The sequence below is a fragment of the Cryobacterium roopkundense genome, from assembly GCF_014200405.1.
GTDB classification, from domain to species: Bacteria; Actinomycetota; Actinomycetes; order Actinomycetales; family Microbacteriaceae; genus Cryobacterium; species Cryobacterium roopkundense.
Map to the genome: position 1 here is coordinate 1,391,950 of NZ_JACHBQ010000001.1, position 19,112 is coordinate 1,411,061.

14 protein-coding genes are annotated in these 19,112 nt (G+C 65.8%); 12 read left to right on the top strand and 2 right to left on the bottom strand.

Translation table 11 applies throughout. The annotated features are described in order from the left end of the window. Window positions 1-60 precede the first annotated feature (60 nt). Together moaA and fdhD are read left to right on the top strand one after the other, a co-directional pair. Window positions 61-1,179 (top strand): GTP 3',8-cyclase MoaA, encoded by a 1,119-nt coding sequence (gene moaA, locus BJ997_RS06485; RefSeq protein ID WP_052541994.1) that lies wholly within the window; start codon window positions 61-63, stop codon window positions 1,177-1,179. Between the two features lie 5 nt (window positions 1,180-1,184). After that, complete coding sequence (fdhD, locus tag BJ997_RS06490) at window positions 1,185-2,015, top strand: formate dehydrogenase accessory sulfurtransferase FdhD (RefSeq protein ID WP_035835580.1); 831 nt, start codon at window positions 1,185-1,187, stop codon at window positions 2,013-2,015. Between the two features lie 35 nt (window positions 2,016-2,050). Here the strand turns inward: fdhD and BJ997_RS06495 are convergent, their stop codons facing one another. Continuing rightward, window positions 2,051-4,366, bottom strand: a complete 2,316-nt coding sequence (locus BJ997_RS06495) for an FdhF/YdeP family oxidoreductase (RefSeq protein WP_035835579.1) — start codon at window positions 4,364-4,366, stop codon at window positions 2,051-2,053. A 161-nt stretch (window positions 4,367-4,527) separates the two neighbouring features. On the opposite strand from BJ997_RS06495, the gene BJ997_RS06500 reads away from it, so the two are divergent. The 10 genes from BJ997_RS06500 (at window position 4,528) to BJ997_RS06540 (ending at window position 16,483) form a co-directional block, all read left to right on the top strand. Beyond that, entirely contained in the window at window positions 4,528-5,922 is a 1,395-nt protein-coding gene (locus BJ997_RS06500) for an OFA family MFS transporter (RefSeq protein WP_035835578.1), read from the top strand. Window position 5,923: 1 nt separating this feature from the next. Next, a complete protein-coding gene (locus tag BJ997_RS22055) occupies window positions 5,924-6,025 on the top strand; it encodes an MFS transporter small subunit (RefSeq protein WP_420827176.1) in 102 nt (33 codons plus the stop codon). Between the two features lie 229 nt (window positions 6,026-6,254). Then, a complete protein-coding gene (locus BJ997_RS06505) occupies window positions 6,255-8,459 on the top strand; it encodes a glycosyltransferase family 4 protein (RefSeq protein WP_035835577.1) in 2,205 nt (734 codons plus the stop codon). Then, window positions 8,456-9,769, top strand: a complete 1,314-nt coding sequence (locus BJ997_RS06510) for a glycosyltransferase (protein ID WP_035835576.1) — start codon at window positions 8,456-8,458, stop codon at window positions 9,767-9,769. Before BJ997_RS06505 ends, BJ997_RS06510 begins: the two co-directional genes overlap by 4 nt. Window positions 9,770-9,979: 210 nt before the next feature. Further along, complete coding sequence (locus tag BJ997_RS06515; protein WP_338042552.1) at window positions 9,980-10,948, top strand: acetamidase/formamidase family protein; 969 nt, start codon at window positions 9,980-9,982, stop codon at window positions 10,946-10,948. After that, a complete protein-coding gene (locus BJ997_RS06520) occupies window positions 10,941-12,173 on the top strand; it encodes an amidase family protein (RefSeq protein ID WP_052541993.1) in 1,233 nt (410 codons plus the stop codon). Before BJ997_RS06515 ends, BJ997_RS06520 begins: the two co-directional genes overlap by 8 nt. 71 nt (window positions 12,174-12,244) lie before the next feature. After that, window positions 12,245-13,015, top strand: coding sequence for a VOC family protein (locus BJ997_RS06525; protein ID WP_035835574.1), 771 nt, complete (start codon window positions 12,245-12,247; stop codon window positions 13,013-13,015). Between the two features lie 164 nt (window positions 13,016-13,179). After that, the gene (locus BJ997_RS06530) at window positions 13,180-14,370 is read left to right on the top strand and encodes a pyridoxal-phosphate-dependent aminotransferase family protein (RefSeq protein WP_052541992.1); all 1,191 of its coding nucleotides are present in this window, start codon (window positions 13,180-13,182) and stop codon (window positions 14,368-14,370) included. Next, a complete protein-coding gene (locus BJ997_RS06535) occupies window positions 14,367-15,635 on the top strand; it encodes an allantoate amidohydrolase (protein ID WP_052541991.1) in 1,269 nt (422 codons plus the stop codon). Before BJ997_RS06530 ends, BJ997_RS06535 begins: the two co-directional genes overlap by 4 nt. Next, window positions 15,632-16,483 (top strand): MurR/RpiR family transcriptional regulator, encoded by an 852-nt coding sequence (locus tag BJ997_RS06540; protein ID WP_035835572.1) that lies wholly within the window; start codon window positions 15,632-15,634, stop codon window positions 16,481-16,483. Before BJ997_RS06535 ends, BJ997_RS06540 begins: the two co-directional genes overlap by 4 nt. A 3-nt stretch (window positions 16,484-16,486) precedes the next feature. Here the strand turns inward: BJ997_RS06540 and BJ997_RS06545 are convergent, their stop codons facing one another. Next, a complete protein-coding gene (locus BJ997_RS06545) occupies window positions 16,487-19,081 on the bottom strand; it encodes a hypothetical protein (RefSeq protein WP_035835571.1) in 2,595 nt (864 codons plus the stop codon). Window positions 19,082-19,112 lie beyond the last annotated feature (31 nt).

Here is a 19,112-nt window from a genome sequence, read left to right on the forward strand (position 1 = left end):
CCGGGTGTTACCGGGGCCGGGCTGGAGCGCGCACTCAGGCACGAGGCTTAGGCTGGTTAAATGACAGGCGTCGATGCAACCGCACCCATCCCGCGCTTCTACAGCCAGCTGTCGGACATCCCACTGCTTGCCGAAGAACCCACGGGAGTCGTGACGGACCCCCGAAATCGAGCGCTTCAGGACCTTCGCCTGTCGGTCACGGATCGGTGCAACTTTCGGTGCGTCTACTGCATGCCCAAAGAGGTTTTCGGCAAGGATTTTGCGTTCATGGAACGCGACGAGCTCATGACCTTCGAGGAAATGACCCGCCTGGCTCGGATCTCCGTGGCGCACGGCGTGGAGAAAATTCGTCTCACCGGCGGCGAACCTCTGCTGCGGCGGGGACTCGAAGAGCTTGTGGGGATGCTCGCGGCTCTCCGGACCCCAGACGGGCGAGAGATCGACATCGCCCTGACCACGAACGGTTCGGCTCTTGCCGCCAAGGCGCAGGCCCTGAAAGACGCCGGTCTCAAGCGCGTCACCGTCTCCCTCGACTCACTGGACGACGCCACGTTTCGTGCCATGAACGACGTGAACTTCCCGGTGGACCGGGTACTCAACGGCATTGATGTGGCGCACGAGGTGGGCCTGGGCCCGATCAAGATCAACATGGTGATGCAGCGCGGCAAGAACGACCAGGACATCGTGGCGATGGCTCGACATTTCAAGGGCACTCCCTATATTCTGCGATTCATCGAATTCATGGACGTGGGCACGAGCAACGGCTGGGAGATGGGTGCTGTGGTGCCCTCCGCGGAGGTCGTGAGCCGCGTGCACGCCGAGCTGCCCCTGGAAGAAGTGGCCCCGAACTATGACGGCGAAACATCCAGGCGCTGGCGTTACCAGGACGGTGGCGGGGAGATCGGCGTGATCTCGAGCGTCACCCAGTCGTTCTGTCACTCTTGCTCGCGAGCACGCGTGTCCACGGACGGCAAGCTCTTCACCTGCCTGTTCGCGACAGATGGCCACGACCTGCGCGCCCTGATGCGTGGCGGGTGCACAGACGAGCAGCTCTCCACGGTGATGGCGCACATCTGGCGCGAGCGCACCGATCGGTACTCGGAGCTGCGCAGCTCGCAAACAAGCGAGCTGCGAGCGTCCGGCAGGAAGAAAATTGAGATGTCCTACATTGGCGGCTAAGTAGCATGGGCAGAATCACGGCACGACGAAAGATCACCCGCTTGACCGTGGGGGAGAGCCGAATCACCCGCGAAGACTTCCTCGCGGTCGAGGAACCGCTCGAGATGCGCGTCAACGGCCGCTCACTTGCGGTCACGATGCGCACTCCGGGCAACGATTTCGACCTCGCTGCCGGCTTTCTCGTATCAGAGGGTATCATCACCCGTGGCGCTCACTTCAGCGCCGCGCGTTACTGCGCAGGTGCGACAGTTGACGGCGAGAACACCTACAACGTCATGGACGTGACGCTGGCGGCGGGGGTGGCAGCGCCAGACCCCAGTCTCGAACGATCCTTCATCACCACGAGTTCCTGCGGGCTGTGCGGCAAGGCCAGCATCGACGCGGTGCGCACCAAGTCGATCTACGACCTGACAGCGGATGAGCTGCGGCTTGATGCCGCGCTGCTCACGACGTTCCCGCACGAACTTCGGGCCGGCCAGGATGTGTTCCACAAGACAGGGGGATTGCACGCCGCCGCCCTCTTCGATGGCGCCACCGGCGAATTGCTCGTGCTGCGGGAGGATGTCGGTCGACACAACGCCGTCGATAAGGTGATCGGCTGGGCCGTGAAGGAAGACCGGCTGCCGCTTCGTGGAACCGTGCTCATGGTCTCGAGCCGTGCGAGCTTTGAACTGGCTCAGAAGGCCCTGATGGCCGGAATCCCTGTGCTCGCGGCGGTGTCGGCGCCGTCGTCACTCGCTGCGGAGTTCGCCACCGAGGTAGGTCTGACCCTCGTGGGCTTCCTGCGTGGGGATTCGATGGTCATCTACGCCGGTGAAGAGCGAATCACCGAGTAGTCGGTGGACGCGGCCGTCACCGGCGGGTGACTGCGCTAACTGAGCTGGGGCGTTTCGTCCTCTGCCCGGGGAATGAACCGCACGGCCATGGCCTTGTAGCCCGGTGTGTTCGACTCCCGGGCCACGAGCTCGCGATGCATGAGCGCGTTCGCTTCCGGGAAATAGGCCGCAGCGCACCCGCGCGGTGTGGGGTACACCACAAGCCTGAAATTGTCGGCGCGGCGTTCCTCGCCCTGGAAAGTACTGATCACGTCGACCAGATCACGGTCCTGGAAGCCCATGTCGACGGCGTCGTCCGCGTTGATGAGGATGACGCGGCGCCCGTTGGAAATGCCGCGGTAGCGGTCGTCGAGGCCGTAGAACGTCGTGTTGTACTGGTCGTGGCTGCGCATCGTCTGCAGGATCAGGTGTCCCTCCGGCGGCGTCAGGTACTCAAGAGGGCTCACCGTGAACCGGGCCAGACCGATGTCGGTCTTGAAGCTTCGGGAGTCACGGGGCGGGTTGGGAAGCACAAACCCGTTCTTGGTTTTCAGACGCTTGTTAAAGTCCTGGAAGCCCGGCAGCACCCGTGAAATATGGTCGCGAATAACGTCGTAGTCTTCGGCCATGGACTTCCAGTCCACGGCGTGGTCGTCGCCGAGAGTGGCCCTCGCCATACGCGCGATGATCACAGGTTCGGCGAGCATGTGCTCGGACACCGGGTCGAGACGACCCTGTGTGGTGCGCACTACCGACATGGAGTCTTCGACAGAGAGCACCTGGCGTCCGCCGGGATGCTTGTCGTCGGTATCGGTGCGACCAAGCGTTGGCAGGATAAGCGACGTTTGGCCGTGCTTCACGTGTGAGCGGTTCGGCTTGGTCGAAACGCTCACGGTGAGGCCCACGCGCTGCATGGCTCCCTCCAGAAGCTCGGTGTCGGAACAGGCCAGGGCGAAGTTCCCACCCATCGAGACGAAGACGTCGACGTTGTTGTTCACGAAGGCGTCGACCGTGTCCACAGAGTCGAGGCCGTGCGCACGCGGCGAATCGATGGAGAATTCTTTGTCGAGGGCCGCCAGCATCCACTCCTGTGGCTTCTCCCACACGCCCATGGTGCGGTCGCCCTGCACGTTGGAGTGACCGCGCACGGGGCACGCGCCGGCGCCCGGCTTGCCGAAGTTTCCCTGCAGCAGGAGCAGGTTGATGATCTCCTTGAGAGTGTTGACCGAGTGCGGCTGCTGGGTGAGTCCGAGGGCCCAGCAGATGATCGTGGCCTTGGACGCCACCATCATCTGGGCGACCTTGGCGATCTCGAGGCGGGACAGGCCTGTTGCGGCTTCGGTCTCTTCCCAGTCGATGACCTTGCGAGCGGCGCGGTAGGCCTCGATACCGTCGGTGTTCTCCGCCACGAAGTCATGATCGACGACGGAGCCCGGCACGCGCTCTTCTTCTTCGAGGAGCAGATGGCCGAGCGCCTGGAATAGGGCCAGGTCGGCGCCGACCTTGATCTGCAGGAACTCGTCGGCGAGGTCGACGCCCTTGCCCACGAGCCCGGTCGGAGTCTGAGGGTCGCGGAAGTTGAAGAGGCCGGCTTCGGGCAGCGGGTTCACGGCCACGATCTTGCCACCGTTGTCTTTGCACTCGGCCAGGGCAGAGAGCATGCGGGGGTGATTCGTTCCCGGGTTCTGGCCCACGACGAAGATGAGTTCCGCTTGGTGGATGTCCTCAAGGGACACCGTGCCCTTGCCGATTCCGATTGTGGGGTTGAGCGCCGACCCCGACGACTCGTGGCACATGTTCGAGCAGTCGGGGAGGTTGTTTGTGCCGATGGATCGTGCGAAGAGCTGGTACATGAACGCGGACTCGTTGGCCGTGCGGCCCGAGGTGTAAAACACGGTTCGGTCGGGCGTCGACGCCCGAATCTTCTCGCCGATGAGTTCGAAGGCGTCATCCCAGCTGATCTGGGAATAGTGAGTGTCGCCCGGGCGGATCACCACCGGATGCGTGATGCGACCCTGGTTTCCTAGCCAGTACTCCGTCTTGGTTTCAAGTTCGGCAATCGAATGCTCGGCCCAGAAGTCGGGCGTGACGGTGCGGAGAGTGCTTTCCTCGGCAACGGCTTTGGCGCCGTTCTCGCAGAACTCGGCGGTCTTGCGGTGGCCCTGGGATTCCGGCCAGGCGCAGCCCGGGCAGTCGGTGCCGTCGCGCTGGTTGAGGCGCAGCAGCGACTTCGCGGTGCGGGAGACACCTGCCTGGGCAATGCCGCGATCGAGCGCCACGACAACGGCTTCGAGCCCCGCGGCATGCGTTTTGGGTTTCTTGACGACCAGGCTGTTCTCGTTGATGTCTTCGACCGGTGCTCCACGTTTCATGGTTCCATCCTGCCTTGGATTCGGCCCGGAACTGGGATTCCGGGGAAATCACAGGAAAGAAAACCTTCGATACGTTCGTATAGTCTTTCCCCCTGGCTTTTTTCTCCCGTCGAATTCGACAGCAACGTAGCTATGCCCCCCCGGCAGCAAGGAATTCACTCATGACTTGGCTTGACCGCGACCGCACCATCGCCCCACCCGGATTCAATCGTTGGCTGATCCCGCCTGCGGCCCTTGCCGTTCACCTGAGCATCGGGCAGGCATATGCCACCAGTGTCTATAAGACCGCACTCGTGTCGCATTTCGATGCGAGCCTCACCCAGATCGGTGTGATTTTCTCCATCGCAATCGTGATGCTTGGTCTGTCGGCCGCGGCGCTCGGCACGTGGGTTGATACCAACGGACCCCGTAAGGCGATGTTCGTCTCCGCCTTGTTCTGGTCCGGCGGGTTCCTGATCGGTTCCCTGGGAATCTTCAGCAATCAGCTGTGGCTCGTGTACCTGGGGTACGGCTTCATCGGCGGCATCGGCCTGGGAATCGGTTACATTTCGCCGGTTTCCACTCTGATCAAGTGGTTCCCGGACCGCCCGGGGCTCGCCACAGGAATGGCCATCATGGGTTTCGGCGGCGGTGCCTTGATCGCTAGTCCCGTTTCGACGGCGCTGCTGAGCGCCTACGACCCGAATTCGGGTGCAACCGATTGGGTGGCCAGCGGCGATGCCGTCGGCAAGCTGTTCCTCACCTTCGCCGTGGTGTACCTCGCGTACATGATGTTCGGCGCGTTCACCATCAAGGTTCCAGCCCCCGGCTGGACTCCGGCCGGCTTCGACCCGTCGACGGTCAAGGCCAAGCCTCTCGTGACGAGCAATCACGTCTCCGCCAAGAACGCCATCAAGACACGCCAATTCTGGCTCATCTGGGTTGTGCTGTTCTGCAACGTCACCGCGGGGATCGGAATCCTCGAACAAGCCGCACCGATGATCCAGGACTTCTTCCGGCAGCCCGATGGCAGCTCGCTCGTGACGGCTCTGGTCGCTGGCGGTTTCGTGGGCCTGCTCTCGATCGCCAACATGGGCGGCCGATTCGCGTGGTCCGCCACATCCGACTTCACTGGACGTAAGAACATCTACATGGTGTATCTCGGTGTGGGAACCGTGTTGTACCTCGTGCTCGCCCTCGTCGGCTCGGCGACGACGGCCCTCTACGTGATCCTGGCCTTTGTCATCATCTCCTTCTACGGCGGCGGCTTCGCGACGGCGCCGGCCTACCTGCGCGACCTCTTCGGAACGTTCCAGGTGGGGGCAATTCACGGTCGACTGCTCACGGCCTGGTCCGCAGCCGGCATCGCCGGTCCCCTGATCGTCAATTCAATCCTCGACGCTCAGGGAACTCCCGGGCAGCTGACCGCGGCCGACTACCAGCCGGCCTTGCTGACCATGGTCGGCATCCTGGTGATCGGCTTCCTGGCTAATCTCTTGGTCAAGCCCGTCGCGTCGAAATTTCACGAGCCCGCTGCGACGCCGCCGGCCGTTCGCGTACCCGCAATGGAGGTCTGACATGAAGATCGCAAAACTCGTCCTCGGCTGGACCCTGGTCGGTGTCCCACTGATCTACGGCGTGAGTCAGACGCTAATCAAGGTCACAGCTCTGTTCGGCTGACCGCAGATTAGCTGGTGGGTTGCTGAGAGAGGCCCGCGACCGTGCACAGAACAGCTCCGTTATGGGAAGATTCCACGGATGAGCAATCCAAACCGCTCGTCCGTTCCGAAGCGTCTCTGGTGATCTGTGCTCGGTCGGAGCCACGGCCGCGCAGCACGTGAGAGAAATCGACGCGGAACAAACGTATTCGCCGGACCATTCGAGAGATCGCCCCGAGGGGAGAACCACCATGGGACCGCACACAGCCCTGGACGTTATGCGTGAATCCGGGTCAATTCTGGCTGGCATCCGCTGCGCCGATGATTTGACCGTAGCCTCGAGCCGAGACGCGGGATCCCGAGCCGTGCGCCTGTTGGCGGCGGCCGCGCTGGACGGGTCGGACCAGCTCACGGCCATCGCTGCAGTGCATGCTCTCGCGCGTATCTTCGATGATTCCGCCGACGACGTGCTCGTGCCGCTTCTCGCCCACGAATCCGGGTTCCTCCGCGAGCATGCGGCCTGGGCCTTCGGTGTGCGGTTGCCTCGGCTCGACGCTTTGGCCGGTCTCGTGAGCATGGTCATCGGGGGAGGATTCTCCGGCATGATAGCCCAGCGCACCCTCGAGCAGTGGAGCGCGTCGGCCGCGGATTCGGTGGCTCTCGCGGTGGAGGGAGCGCTGCTGGGCGTTCGAGAAGCGGATGCACGAGCTCGCCTGGTGGAGACTCTCGGGCTCGTTCCCGGCCGCATTCCCGAGCGGTTGCTGCGTTCGGTGGCGGTCGACGACACCGAGCCTCCCGAGGCCAGGGCGGCGGCGGTGGCCGGGCTCGGGGACCGGGTGGCTAACGACACCAACATTCGCCTCGTCACCGATCTGTCCTTCGGCACGGACGAACTGGCCGACGTGGCCAGGCTCGCGCTGTTCGACCTCACGTCGGCGAGCTACTCTCGCCCGCCGTGGAGCCACGGCACGACCATCGCGCAGTTGTTCCTGCATGCCGACATTGACGGCGAACTCTCCAGGGTGGGCTCCGGCGACAACGGGGGCATCGCCACGCTGCTCGTGCGGCTGGGTGACGCGCTGGTTGCCGGCCACCGCGCCGGGGGAGCTGACTTCAACAGTCGTTCCGACCTCAACGCCACCGACCAGGTGGAACGCGTGCTGACGCTCAGCCGAGGCACACACGGCACCGCGCTGTCCTGCCTGAGCGCGGTGTCGTCAACGCTGTCCGGGCATGCCTTCGCCGCCGTGCCGTTCCTCGGAGGCGTCGTGCCGGCGGCCGACGCGTGGCCGCGGCGAATTGCCGCCCAGCGCGGCATTCGGCGTGTGCTGCGAGCCGCTGGCGGCGTCGACGCGATCCACCTGCGGATGGCCGATGTGGGCAGCCTCGCCGCCGCGACTGTGGCCCGGGAGATGGACATACCGATCGTTTTCACGGTGGCACCAGACCCGCACGCCGTCATCGATTCCCTGGAGCGTTCCGGTTCGCTCACCCGCAGTAATTTCGGCACCGTCGATGAGGCCGAGCATTTCTGGTTTCGTGCCCGCCTCGTTCAGCGTCTGGCGGCGGATGCCGCCCACACGGTTTTCTTTCCCCGCCCCGACCTGGAACGCGACATGCGTGAGCTCGTCGGGATCGACATCACCGCGCACCCCGAACGCCACACGGTTGTGGCCGAAGGTATCGACCTCGCCGTGATCGAGAAGTCTCTCGCCGAGGCGCTGGAGCCGCGCCAGGGGGCATCGCCCGTGCCGGCGACAGGTGAACTCGACGACCTGCTCCGCACGCTGCCGGAGCACCGCCGTGGCCTCCCGCTCCTCATCTCCGTGGGTCGCTTGCACCGTGTCAAGGGCATGGCCACTCTGGTCGAGGCGTGGGCAGCAGACCCTACTCTGCACCAGGGCAGCAATCTGCTCATTGTGGGAGGCGACCTCGAGCATCCGTCGCCCGACGAGTTGGAGCAGTTGCGGCGCATGGAAGCGGCACTGCCGCTCGCGAAGGCCTCCGAGCACGGGCTGCTGCTGGCCGGCCATCGTGCCAACGACACGGTGGCGCGGTGGCTTGTCGCGGCCCGATTCGGCCGTGATGGGCTGTGCGCGCCGCACGGGGCCTACGTCTGCGCGAGCGTGAAAGAAGAATTCGGCCTCGCTTTGCTCGAGGCGCTGGCCACGGGGTTGCCGGTCGTGGCCCCGAACGCCGGCGGCCCGGCCACCTACGTGGAAAACGGCGTGACGGGATTTCTGGTGGACACGGGGAGCCCGAGCGCGCTCGCGCGCGGGATCTCCTCGGCGCTGGACACCGCGATCGGGCCGTTCGGACTCGAATACGCGGAACGCGGCAGGGACATGGTGGCGCACAACTTCACCATTCAGGCCATGGCTCGCTCGCTGACCGACGTCTACCGCGACGTTGCCGAAGCCAACGAGACGGCGACCTGGGCGCTGAACGCTTCATGACGCTCCTGATCATCAGCCCGGACTACGCCTCGCACCTTTTTCCCCTCGCAACGCTCGGCACGGCCTGGCAACGGGCCGGCGAACGCGTCGTCGTGGCAAGCGGCCCGGCCACTGCCGATATCGTGTCGGCTTTCGGGTTCGAACGTGAAAACCTGCAACTCGGGCGCGGATCCAACCCGGGCACCATCCGTGCCGAGGCGCAACCGAAGGGCGAGGACGACGCTCTGCGGGGATTCTTTAACGCGACCCGTCTGGGTATGGTGGAAACCCTGCGCTTCCAGGCGGAAGCGCGCAGCAGCGACCTGTTGTGGAATCCGGTCGAGATCGCCCGCACGGTTCAGGCCCTCGTGGAGCGCGTGCGGCCCGATCAGGTGATTGTCGACCACCTCGCTTTCAGCGCTCGTCTCGGTTTGATGACCGCCGGCATCCACCATGCGGATGTCGTGCTCGGGCATCCGTCGGCACTGCCGGTTTTCGGCGAAGTGTATGGATACCCGCCGGCGTGGTCTCAGGTTTTCCGGCCCGGCGCCACCGAGCTGAGCGACCTGCGGCTGCTCTGCGAAATGGTGCGGGATTCGTTCACCGCCCAGTGGAATGTTGCCTTGGCCGAGCTGGACCCGAATGCGGCGCCGAGCGTTGACGCGTTCAAGGAGACCGGCGATGTGCTGCTGCTCAATTACCCTGAAGAGCTGCACTCCGCTGCGCGCACTCTCCTGCTGCCCGACCATGCCTTTCTGGGGTCTTCGGTGCGCTCGGAAGCTCCCGATGCCGAGGTGGAAGCCTGGCTCAGCGCCGGTGAACAACCGGTCGTGTACGTGAGCTTCGGAAGCTTCCTGTCTGTGCGCGGCGATGTGCTGGAGCGTGTGGCGGCCGCCCTGCACGGCCTCGGAGTGCGTGTCGCCCTTGCCACCGGATCGACGGATCCCGGCACTCTCGGACCGATCCCGGACAGTTGGCTGGTGCGGGGATTCCTGCCCCAGGTGCGCCTGCTGGAGCACGCGGTTCTCGCGGTGAGCCACGGCGGAAACAACAGCGTGACCGAGTCCATGACGGCCGGGGTTCCCCTGCTGCTGCTGCCGTTCTCCACCGATCAGTTCGCCGGTGCGGCCGCCCTTGACCTGGCCGGATTCGGGGAGACCCTCGACCCGAACACCGCCACGTCCACCCAGATCCGGGCCGCAGCCGTACGCTTGCTCTCGATGGCCGGGGACCCCCGCGCGCGCCTGCGGATGCTCGGCGCATCCCTCTCGGGGGGTGCCGGTCCGCGGCGTGCCTTCGAAGCACTGACTGCGGCCCCCATCGTCGGCTGATCGCGAGGATCCGGTACCGCAACCCGTGCAGCGGACGATAGCCTCAAGCACACGTACCGCTGACCTGCACCGCTGACACGGAGGCACACCCTGGATACCCTCATCGACGTTCTCCAGCCCGCACTGGGTAAAATCCGCTCCGCGCACTACCTGCCTGCCACTCCGGAAACCGTGCTCTGGGGACGCTTGCCGTGTGCGACGGATGCCGCGGTGCTGACGATAGACTCCGGCACCGAAGTCACGATCGATACGATCAGCCATGAGGGAATTCACGAGGATCAGGGCCGCGATCCGGCCGCGTTCTTTGCCGGATTCGGGGTGGAACGCCACCGTGTGCTCGACGACGCCGTCGCCGTCGCCGCGAGCGGATACACGCGAAGCCCGCTGCTCGACGGCCCGCACGTGATCACCGGCCCGATCCATGTTCGCGGGGCCCGGCCGGGCGACCTGCTGAAAATGACGCTCGTGGACGCGACTCCGCGGGTGCCGTACGGCATCATCTCCAACCGCCATTCCAAGGGTGCCCTGCCTGGCGAATATCCTCTCGGTGCCGACAACGTGAGCGTGTTCGCCACCGTTGAGGAGCACGACGGAGTGTCTGTCGGAACGCTCCCTCTCGTGCTCGGCGGGCCACGGAGCGTACGGTTTCCCCTGAACCCTTTCCTGGGAATCATGGGTGTGGCCGTTGCGGGGACGGAACGACCGCACTCGGTTCCGCCAGGGTCCCATGGCGGAAACATCGACATCAACCTGCTGACCGAGGGGAGTTCGCTCTACCTGCCCGTCCAGGTGGACGGCGCCCTAGCCTTCGTGGGCGACCCGCATTTCGCCCAGGGTGATGGTGAGGTGGCGCTCACGGCCATGGAGGCGAGTCTGCGGGTGACGGTGCGATTCGACGTCATTGCGCAGGAGCGGGCAGAGGCGCTCTTCGGTCGTCTCGCCGGACCGCTCGCCGAAACCACGGATTTCCTCGTGCCGACCGGCCTCAACGTGCACCTCGACGAAGCGGTACGAGAGTGCGTTCGAGCGGCGATCGCCCTGTTGGGTGCCCGCTACGGAATGGACCGCACTCTCGCCTACGCCTACCTGAGCGCGGCGACCGATTTCAACATCTCCCAAGTAGTCGACATCGTGTGCGGCGTTCATGCACGCATCAGAAAGGCGGATTTCCATGGTTGAAACGGCTCTCGAAGCGCGGGACGACGTTCTCAAGGCACTTCCAGTGCCGACTCCCGCATTCGACGCGAGCGTGTGGCGCATTCTGGGAAGCCCTCTGCTGTCCGGGGCAGACGACGGCCCCCTCGCGGGCGAGACAGTCGCCGTGAAGGATCTGTTTGAGGTGGCCGGCTTCGCGGTTGGCGCGGGTGTACCCGAGTATCTGCGCCACGCGGTGCCGGCCACGACGACCGCGCCTGCGGTGCGAGCGATGCTGGACGCCGGCGCATCCGTGCACGGCATTGCCCGCACGGACGAATTCGCTTACAGCCTCGCCGGGACCAACGAACACTACGGCACTCCACCCAATCCACGTGTGCCGGGCGGACTCCCCGGCGGATCGTCGAGCGGCCCGGCCGCCGCCGTCGCGCTGGGCCACGCCAGCATCGGTTTGGGCACGGACACTGCTGGCTCGACCAGGGTGCCAGCCTCCTACCAGGGCCTCTGGGGACTGCGCAGTACCCACGACGCGGTCAGCCGTGAGGGGCTGCTCGCCCTGGCCCCGAGCTTCGACGCCGTGGGCTGGCTGACCCGCACGCCCGAACTTTTGGGACTGGTCGCTGAGGCCTCCCTCGCCGGTGACGCGCAGGTGTCCGCGCCGACGGACTACGCCGTGGCCGTTTCCCTCGTCTTTGCGGCCGAGGAGGGAGTGCAAGCCGCTTTCGTTGACTCTCTTGACCGGCTGGAGAGCGCCGGGCTCATCCCCGAGCCGCACATCGTGGACGTCGGCGACCTGGTCGAGCTGTCCGCCGCATTTCGTACCGTGCAGGCGGCCGAGGCCTGGCGCGAACACGGTGCGTGGGTGGGCGACCACGCCGGAGCCCTGGGCGGCGACGTTGCTCGGCGTTTCGACTGGGCACGGCAGGTCAGCGAGAGCGAAGAAGCGGATGCCCGAGGTCGGCTCTCCGAGGCCCACGACCGGCTGAATATAGTGCTCGACGGGCGCATCCTCCTGCTGCCGAGCACGCCGTCGGGAGCGCCCGACCGCGGCGCGACAGGACGCGTCGTTGATGCCACGCGCATCGACACCGTCTCGTTGACGTGCCTGGCCGCGATCGGAGGATATCCGGCGGTCTCCGCGCCGCTGCTCAGCGTCGCCGGGCGCCCCGTGGGGCTCGGGCTCGTGGGTCCGCGCTTAAGTGACGTCTCGCTCGTGGCAACGGCCGCGCGCCTCGTCGGTATCGACTGATCTGACTTGCCGGTGTCGCGGCGTCGACATACACTCGCTACACCCGCACGCCCACGTCAAAGGAGACTGTCATGCCTGTAGCCGAAACGGCCCCCATCGGTGCCCCCGTCTGGTTCGACCTGTCCAGCTCGGACCCGAAGGGAGCCCAAACGTTCTACGAAGGCGTCTTCGGGTGGACGTCTGAGGAGATGGGCCCCGACTACGGCAACTACGTGAATTTCTGGAAGGACGGCGCGCGCATCGCCGGCATGATGCAGAATTCGGGCCAGGGCGGTCCGGACGGATGGACGACGTATCTGAAAAGCGCGGACGCCGCAGCCACCGCCGCGGCGATCACGGTGGCAGGTGGCTCAGTCATGGTCGAACCGATGGACGTCATGGGCCTCGGCCGGATGGCCATCGCTGTGGACCCCGCCGGGACTGTCGTCGGAATTTGGCAGCCGGGCACCATGAGCGGATATGGTCGGGCCGACGAGGCGGGGACGCCCGTCTGGCACGAGCTGCAGACGCGTGACTACGGCACGGAGGTGTCCTTCTATGAAAAAGCGTTCGGATGGCACACCGAAGTGATGAGCGACACCGACGAGTTTCGGTACACCCTGCTGAAAAGCGGTGACGTCGACTACGCCGGGCTGATGGACGCGAGCGGGTTCCCCGCTGAGGCGCCGACAGGCTGGGAGATCTACATCGGCGCCGCAGACGTGGACGCCACGGTGGCGAAGGCCCTTGAGCTCGGGGGAACTCTCGTGCTGCCGGCCGAGGACACACCGTTCGGGCGGATCGCGAAGATCGCCGATCCGACAGGGGCCACCATCAAGCTCTCCTCGGTCGCAGTGCACTGACGTCTCTGTGGGCACTCGCGCCATCGGTCACGGCCCGACCGCTCCCGGAAACATGGCTGAAACGTCTGTTGCGTAAACTCGGTACCTGAAACACCTGATTCACCCATGCCGAGGGAGTGAAACACATTTCCAGTCTTCCGATCAATCCGCCGCCACGCCTCCTGATGGGTCCGGGGCCCATCAATGCCGACCCGCGCGTGCTTCGCGCCATGTCGGCACAGCTTCTCGGCCAATACGACCCGGCGATGACGGCGTACATGAGCGAGACCATGGCGCTGTACCGCACAGTGTTCGACACCGCCAACGTGCAGACCCTGCTCGTAGACGGCACGTCGCGGGCCGGCATCGAGGCGGCTCTCGTCTCCCTGATCGAGCCGGGTGACCGGGTGCTCGTGCCCATTTTCGGGCGCTTCGGCCATCTGCTGAAGGAAATCGCCGAGCGCGCCGGGGCAGAGGTGCACGTGCGCGAGGTGGAATGGGGGCAGGTCTTCACTGCGGCGGCGATCGAGCAGGCCATCATCGAGACGCGGCCGGTGCTCCTCGCCGTGGTGCACGGCGATACGTCGACCACGGTGATGCAGCCCCTTGAGGAACTCGGGGAGGTGTGCGCGCGGCACGGCGTGCTCTTCTACACCGACGTCACGGCCTCGCTCGGCGGCAATCCGGTCCACACGGATGCCTGGGGCCTCGACGCCGTGACCGCCGGGCTGCAAAAATGCCTCGGGGGTCCCTCCGGCAGTGCGCCCGCGACGTTCTCGAGCCGCGCGACCGACGTCATTCGCTCACGATCCAGCGTGGAAGCCGGCCTGCGTGACCCCGGAGAGACAGCGGGACGCAGCCCGATTCGATCGAACTACTTCGACCTCGCCATGATCTTCGACTACTGGGGCCCCCGGCGCCTGAATCATCACACCGAGGCCACGACCGCCCTGTACGGCGCACGCGAATGTGCCCGGTTGCTCGTGTGCGAGACTCTGCCGGTCGCCATCGAGCGACATCGACTGCACGGAGCGGCGATGCTCGCGGGCGTGCGCGGCCTGGGGCTGTCCGTGTTCGGCGACCTGGAACACAGGATGAACAACGTCGTGGCGGTGGTCATCCCGGACGGAGTCAACGGGGACGCCGTTCGCGGCGCGCTGCTGGGCGATTTCGGAATCGAAATCGGAACATCGTTTGGCCCCCTGCAGGGCAAGATCTGGCGGATCGGCACGATGGGCTACAACGCTCGCCGGGACACCGTGCTGACCACGCTCGCGGCTCTCGAACAGGTGCTTCGACGGCTCGGTGCGCCGGTGACCGGTGGCGGGGGAGTCGGCGCGGCGTGGGACGTCTATTCCGATCAGGAGCCATCATGACGGTCTCAACCGCTGCCCTCATCCTCGACCGTTGCGACGAACTCGCCACCCACAGTGCGCTGCCGGGGGGTTTGATCGAGCGGGTCTACCTCTCGCCGGAGCACGCCGCCGTCAACGCGCTCGCGGCAGATTGGATGAAGCAGAGCGGGCTCACCACATGGCAGGACGCCGCCGGCAACCAGTGCGGTCGGCTCGAGGGGGCAACCCCTGGCCTGCCCGCGCTGTTGCTCGGCTCCCACCTCGACACCGTGCCCTGTGCCGGCCGGTACGACGGGATTCTGGGAGTCTTGCTCGCGATCGCGGTGGCCGACCGTGTGCGTGTTTCGGGCCGTGTCCTGCCCTTCGCACTGGAAGTTGTGGCCTTCGGTGACGAGGAGGGCACGCGTTTCGGCACCACCCTGTTGGGCAGCCGTGCCCTCGCCGGAACGTGGCAGCCCGAGTGGTGGCGGTTGAGAGATGCCCACGGCGTCACCCTGCACGAAGCCTTCCTGGCCTTCGGCCTCGACCCGGCGCGCGTGGCGGAGGCGGCGCGCAGTCCCCAGGACCTGGTTGGATACCTTGAGGCGCACATCGAACAGGGCCCTGTTCTCGACGACTCAGACCAGCCGCTGGCCGTGGTTACATCCATCGCTGGAGCGCGTCGGTTTCAGATCACCATCGACGGGGCGGCCGGGCACTCCGGAACGCCCTGGTCGCTGCGCCGAGACGCCCTCGCCGGCGCGAGCGAAGCGATCTTGGCTATCGAAGACATCGCCCGCAGGGCGAACCTGATCGCCACGGTCGGGCACCTGCGGGTCTTTCCCGACGCTGTGAACGTGATTCCCGGTCGTGCCGAATTCAGCCTGGATCTGCGCGGGCAATTCGATGCCGAACGCGATTCGGCCTGGGAGGGCATTGAGGCAGCCCTGTCGGATATCTGCTCGCGTCGACTCCTCACCGTGCACAGCGTGCAAACGCATTCCGCCCCGGCCGCGCACTGCAGCACGCGGCTTCGGGAGGCCGTTGCCGACGGCATCCGCTCCTCCAGTGTGGCCGGATCGGTATCCACGGATGCCCCCTCCCTGTTGTCCATGGCCGGCCACGACGCCATGGCGGTTGCCGCCGTGACCGAGATCGGCATGCTGTTCGTGCGCTGCGCGGGTGGGGTGAGCCATCACCCCGACGAATCGGTGACCGAAGCCGACGTGGACGCTGCGCTCGAAGCCGTCGAAGCGGCCGTTCTCGCTGTGGTGGACGCGCAGCCGTTCGAGGGGAGCGCGGCATGACACACGCACTCAACATCGGGCAGCGCATCGACGGACGGTACGGTGAACTGTCACCGCAGGAGCAACGCGCGGCAGATTTCATCCTCGACCACCTCAGCGATCTGGCCGTCTACAACGCCTCGGAACTGGCCCGGCTGAGCGGCGTGTCGAAGGCGACGGTGTCGCGGCTGTTTCGGCGTCTCGGTTTTCAGGACTCGGCGGAGGTGCGGGATCACGCTCGTGCCCTGCGGAGCCATGGGTCCCCGATCGGTGGCCCGGGGGCGTCTGCGGGCACACCGTCACGGCTTGCCGCTCACGCGGATGCTGAGCACGACAACCTGCGACGTCTGCTCGAGAGCCTCGATGATGGTCGGTTGGATGCGGCGAGTCGACTGATCGTGACGGCTGGCACTGTGGTGGTGATCGGCATGCGTAACAGCTACCCGCTTGCCCTGCACCTGCGGGAACAGCTCGTGCAGGTGCGCGACCGCGTGAGGCTCGCGCCCCAGCCCGGGCAGTCGCTCGCGGAAGACCTCGCGGGTCTCGGCCCGCACGACGTTGTGGTGCTGCTGGGATTCCGACGGCGGGCGTCCGGTTTCGGCGCCCTCGTGGCGGCGATCCAGCGACGGGGGATTCCCCTCGTGCTCATTGCCGATTCGTCCGCCCGGCGGCATGCCGACTTCGCCACGCACTGGCTCGAGTGCCCGATAGACAGCGTGTCGGCCTTCGACAGCTACGCAACGGCCATGAGCCTGATCAACCTGCTTGTCACCGGTGCGATGGGTGCGAACGTGCGGGAGAGCCGCACGCGCATCGCGGCAATCACGAGTGTCTACGAAGACCTTGAAGAGCTTGAGGTTCCCTGGTGAGAGTCACTTCGTCGACTGGTTGGTCTGCTGCTGGGGAGCGGTCGGCGGGGTGAGCCTGGTGATGAGCGCCGCCGTGCCCGTGCTGAGCACTGTGGTCAGCAGCACGGAGACCAGGGTCAGTGCGATGCCGGAAGACCACAGCGTGAGGCGATTGCGGTTGTAGAGGTCACCGAACTGGTCGATCCCGAAGCCGGCTTTGACCAGTGACCGGTAATCAAAGGCGAGCCCGAGCGAGAGGCAGAGCACGCCCAACTGCACCCCGCGCAGGGCGAGGAGGCCCGCGATGTCGCCCGACGAGAACGGAAGCAGAACGGCGGCGGTTTCGCTCGCCGCGAGAACGACGAGCAGACGCAAGCACTTCTCGATCCCGCCCGTGCCGCGCAGCATGGGGAAGAAGAACCCGAAGGCAAATCCATACAGGGGAAATCGAAAGGCCACCAGCGGCGTCACCACGGCGGCAAAGCGGCTGCCCGCACCCGGATCCGTGATTGACTCGACGATGGGGGCGATGAGCGGAATGGAGAACGGCAGGGTCACGAAGAAGGCCACTGCCGCTCCGAAGAGGCCGCGCCGCAGTGGCGTGCCGGTGCCGCCCCAGCCCAGACCGGTCGATCGAACGACCGGTCTGGTTCGAGCCCCGCTTTGCGCCGTGCGGACGAGTCCCTGGATCGTGGGGATGTCGGCGGGTTCCGTTGCTCCCGATGTCAGCTTCTTTCGGAACGCCCCCGCCATCTCCCGATCCAGGCGGGCGCCATTCGCCGCGATGAGTAGGCGACGCGTTCCGCCAACCACCACTGAGGGGTCTGGGTCGAGGGTGAACTCCGCGCTCACCAACTCCACATCGGGTTCGGGCACTAGGAGCACGCCCAGCACCAGCACAATTCCGATGAGTGCAGACACCGGAACGCCCAGGTACAGGAGGTCTGTGCGAAACATCAGCACGGCCATGCCCACGAGGCACGCGAGTCTCGCCGTGTTCTTGCTCCACCAGTAGTGAGAGCCGAGGCTCGCGAGCAGGATCGCCAGCAGGGCGAAGGCGAGCACTTGCAGGAGGGGACCCGCCCAGCCCGTCAGCGATGAATAACCGAAGAACTCCCATGTTTGCGGCCAGAGGAGTACGCCGAGCACCAAGGCGATGAACCAGCCCGCCCAGCCCGGCAAGGCCGAGGTGCCGTCTTCGTGACGGGTGGCACGGAAGACGTAGAGAAAGACAGCGGCCAGGATCCCCAGGCTTATCGCGTAGGTGACGGCATCTTCGACGCGGCTGGCCACAACCGAGCCTGTCGTGGAGCGGGCCATGGCAAGAATCAGGGGAGGGACCACGGCGAACACCAGCGTCGGAAAGGTCGGTCGCCGAACCGCGGCGAACACAAAAGCAACACCGGCGCCCACGTACAGGATCGTGAAAACCAGCGCGGCGACCTGGTCCTCGGTGGCGCGCACGATCGGAAGCAGAACGACGGCAGCAAGAGCGAACGCGAGCACGATACCGGCCACAAGGGTGCGCACACGCGAATGCACGCCGGTAGGCCCCACGTATTCCATCGCGCACGCCGCCACCAGAATGAGCGGCGTGACGACGGCGGGCACCGTGATTCCGTACTGCAGAACGTACTGCAGCGGTGAGCCCTCCAGGCCCGTCGAGAGATCGAGGAGGGTGAAGTCGAGTTGGTTCACTGCGGTGAGCACGCCCGCGGCGAGGGCCATCCACACCAACACATGGCCGCGATGCAGAAACCAGGCGGCTCCGCCGGCCGGGCCGGGGATGGCGGGCGTCTCTGTTCCGTTCCGTGTTCGGCGGCGCAGCAGGAAGACGAGGAATACCCACGGTGCCAGGGTCCAGAGGGCGCCGAGGAGGAGTTGCAGAAAGGTGATGGCGGCGGGCTGGGTGTATTCGGCAGGTGTCGTCTCCGGCGCCCCGCCGGAGTTGACTTCCACGGTGACGAAATCCTGTTGCTCTGGCGTCGTCGTGGCGAGGTCGACGGTGGTAGCCGAGCTCGAAGAAATGGATGAGGCCGACGACTCCGGATAGAACGAGATGATGCTCAGCGTGTCTTCTGTGGTGCTGACCGTGGCAACCACCGGTGACAGGATGGGCGACCACAGGTCTATCCACAGTGTTGTGGCCAACTTCGTGTTCCGGTCGGCTTCGCCGTGTTGTCGAATCACGCCTTCGGTCGCTCCCACGGGCCGGTCGACGGTGGGCGGATCCCAGACGATGCCGAGCTGACCGGTTCCCGACAGGATCACGTCGCCGAAGAACGCGGCGAACGTGCCGGGTCTCGCGGCGTAGGTGCCTTCCATGGCAGCCAGGAACAGGGGGTCAGTGCTGTCGGTCGTCACCGTGCGATCTGCCGTGACCTGTGCGCCCACGGTCAGGGTGAGCTGTGTCGTCCGGCTCTCGATGTCACCGGGCGCATCGAATCCTCTCGCGTCGATGGCGGGAGCCGGTGCCTCGAGGAAGACCTCGCTAGCGGGACCCGCCGTCCAATCTGTGTAGGTGGAGACGCCCAGACTGGCCACGAGAAGCACGATGAACGCCGTCGCCGCCAGCACGACGCGGATCGTGGTGTCGCGCCGGGTACCCGTTGTCGCCATCGCGCCCCGTTTCTCTGTCGGGCTTGTTGCG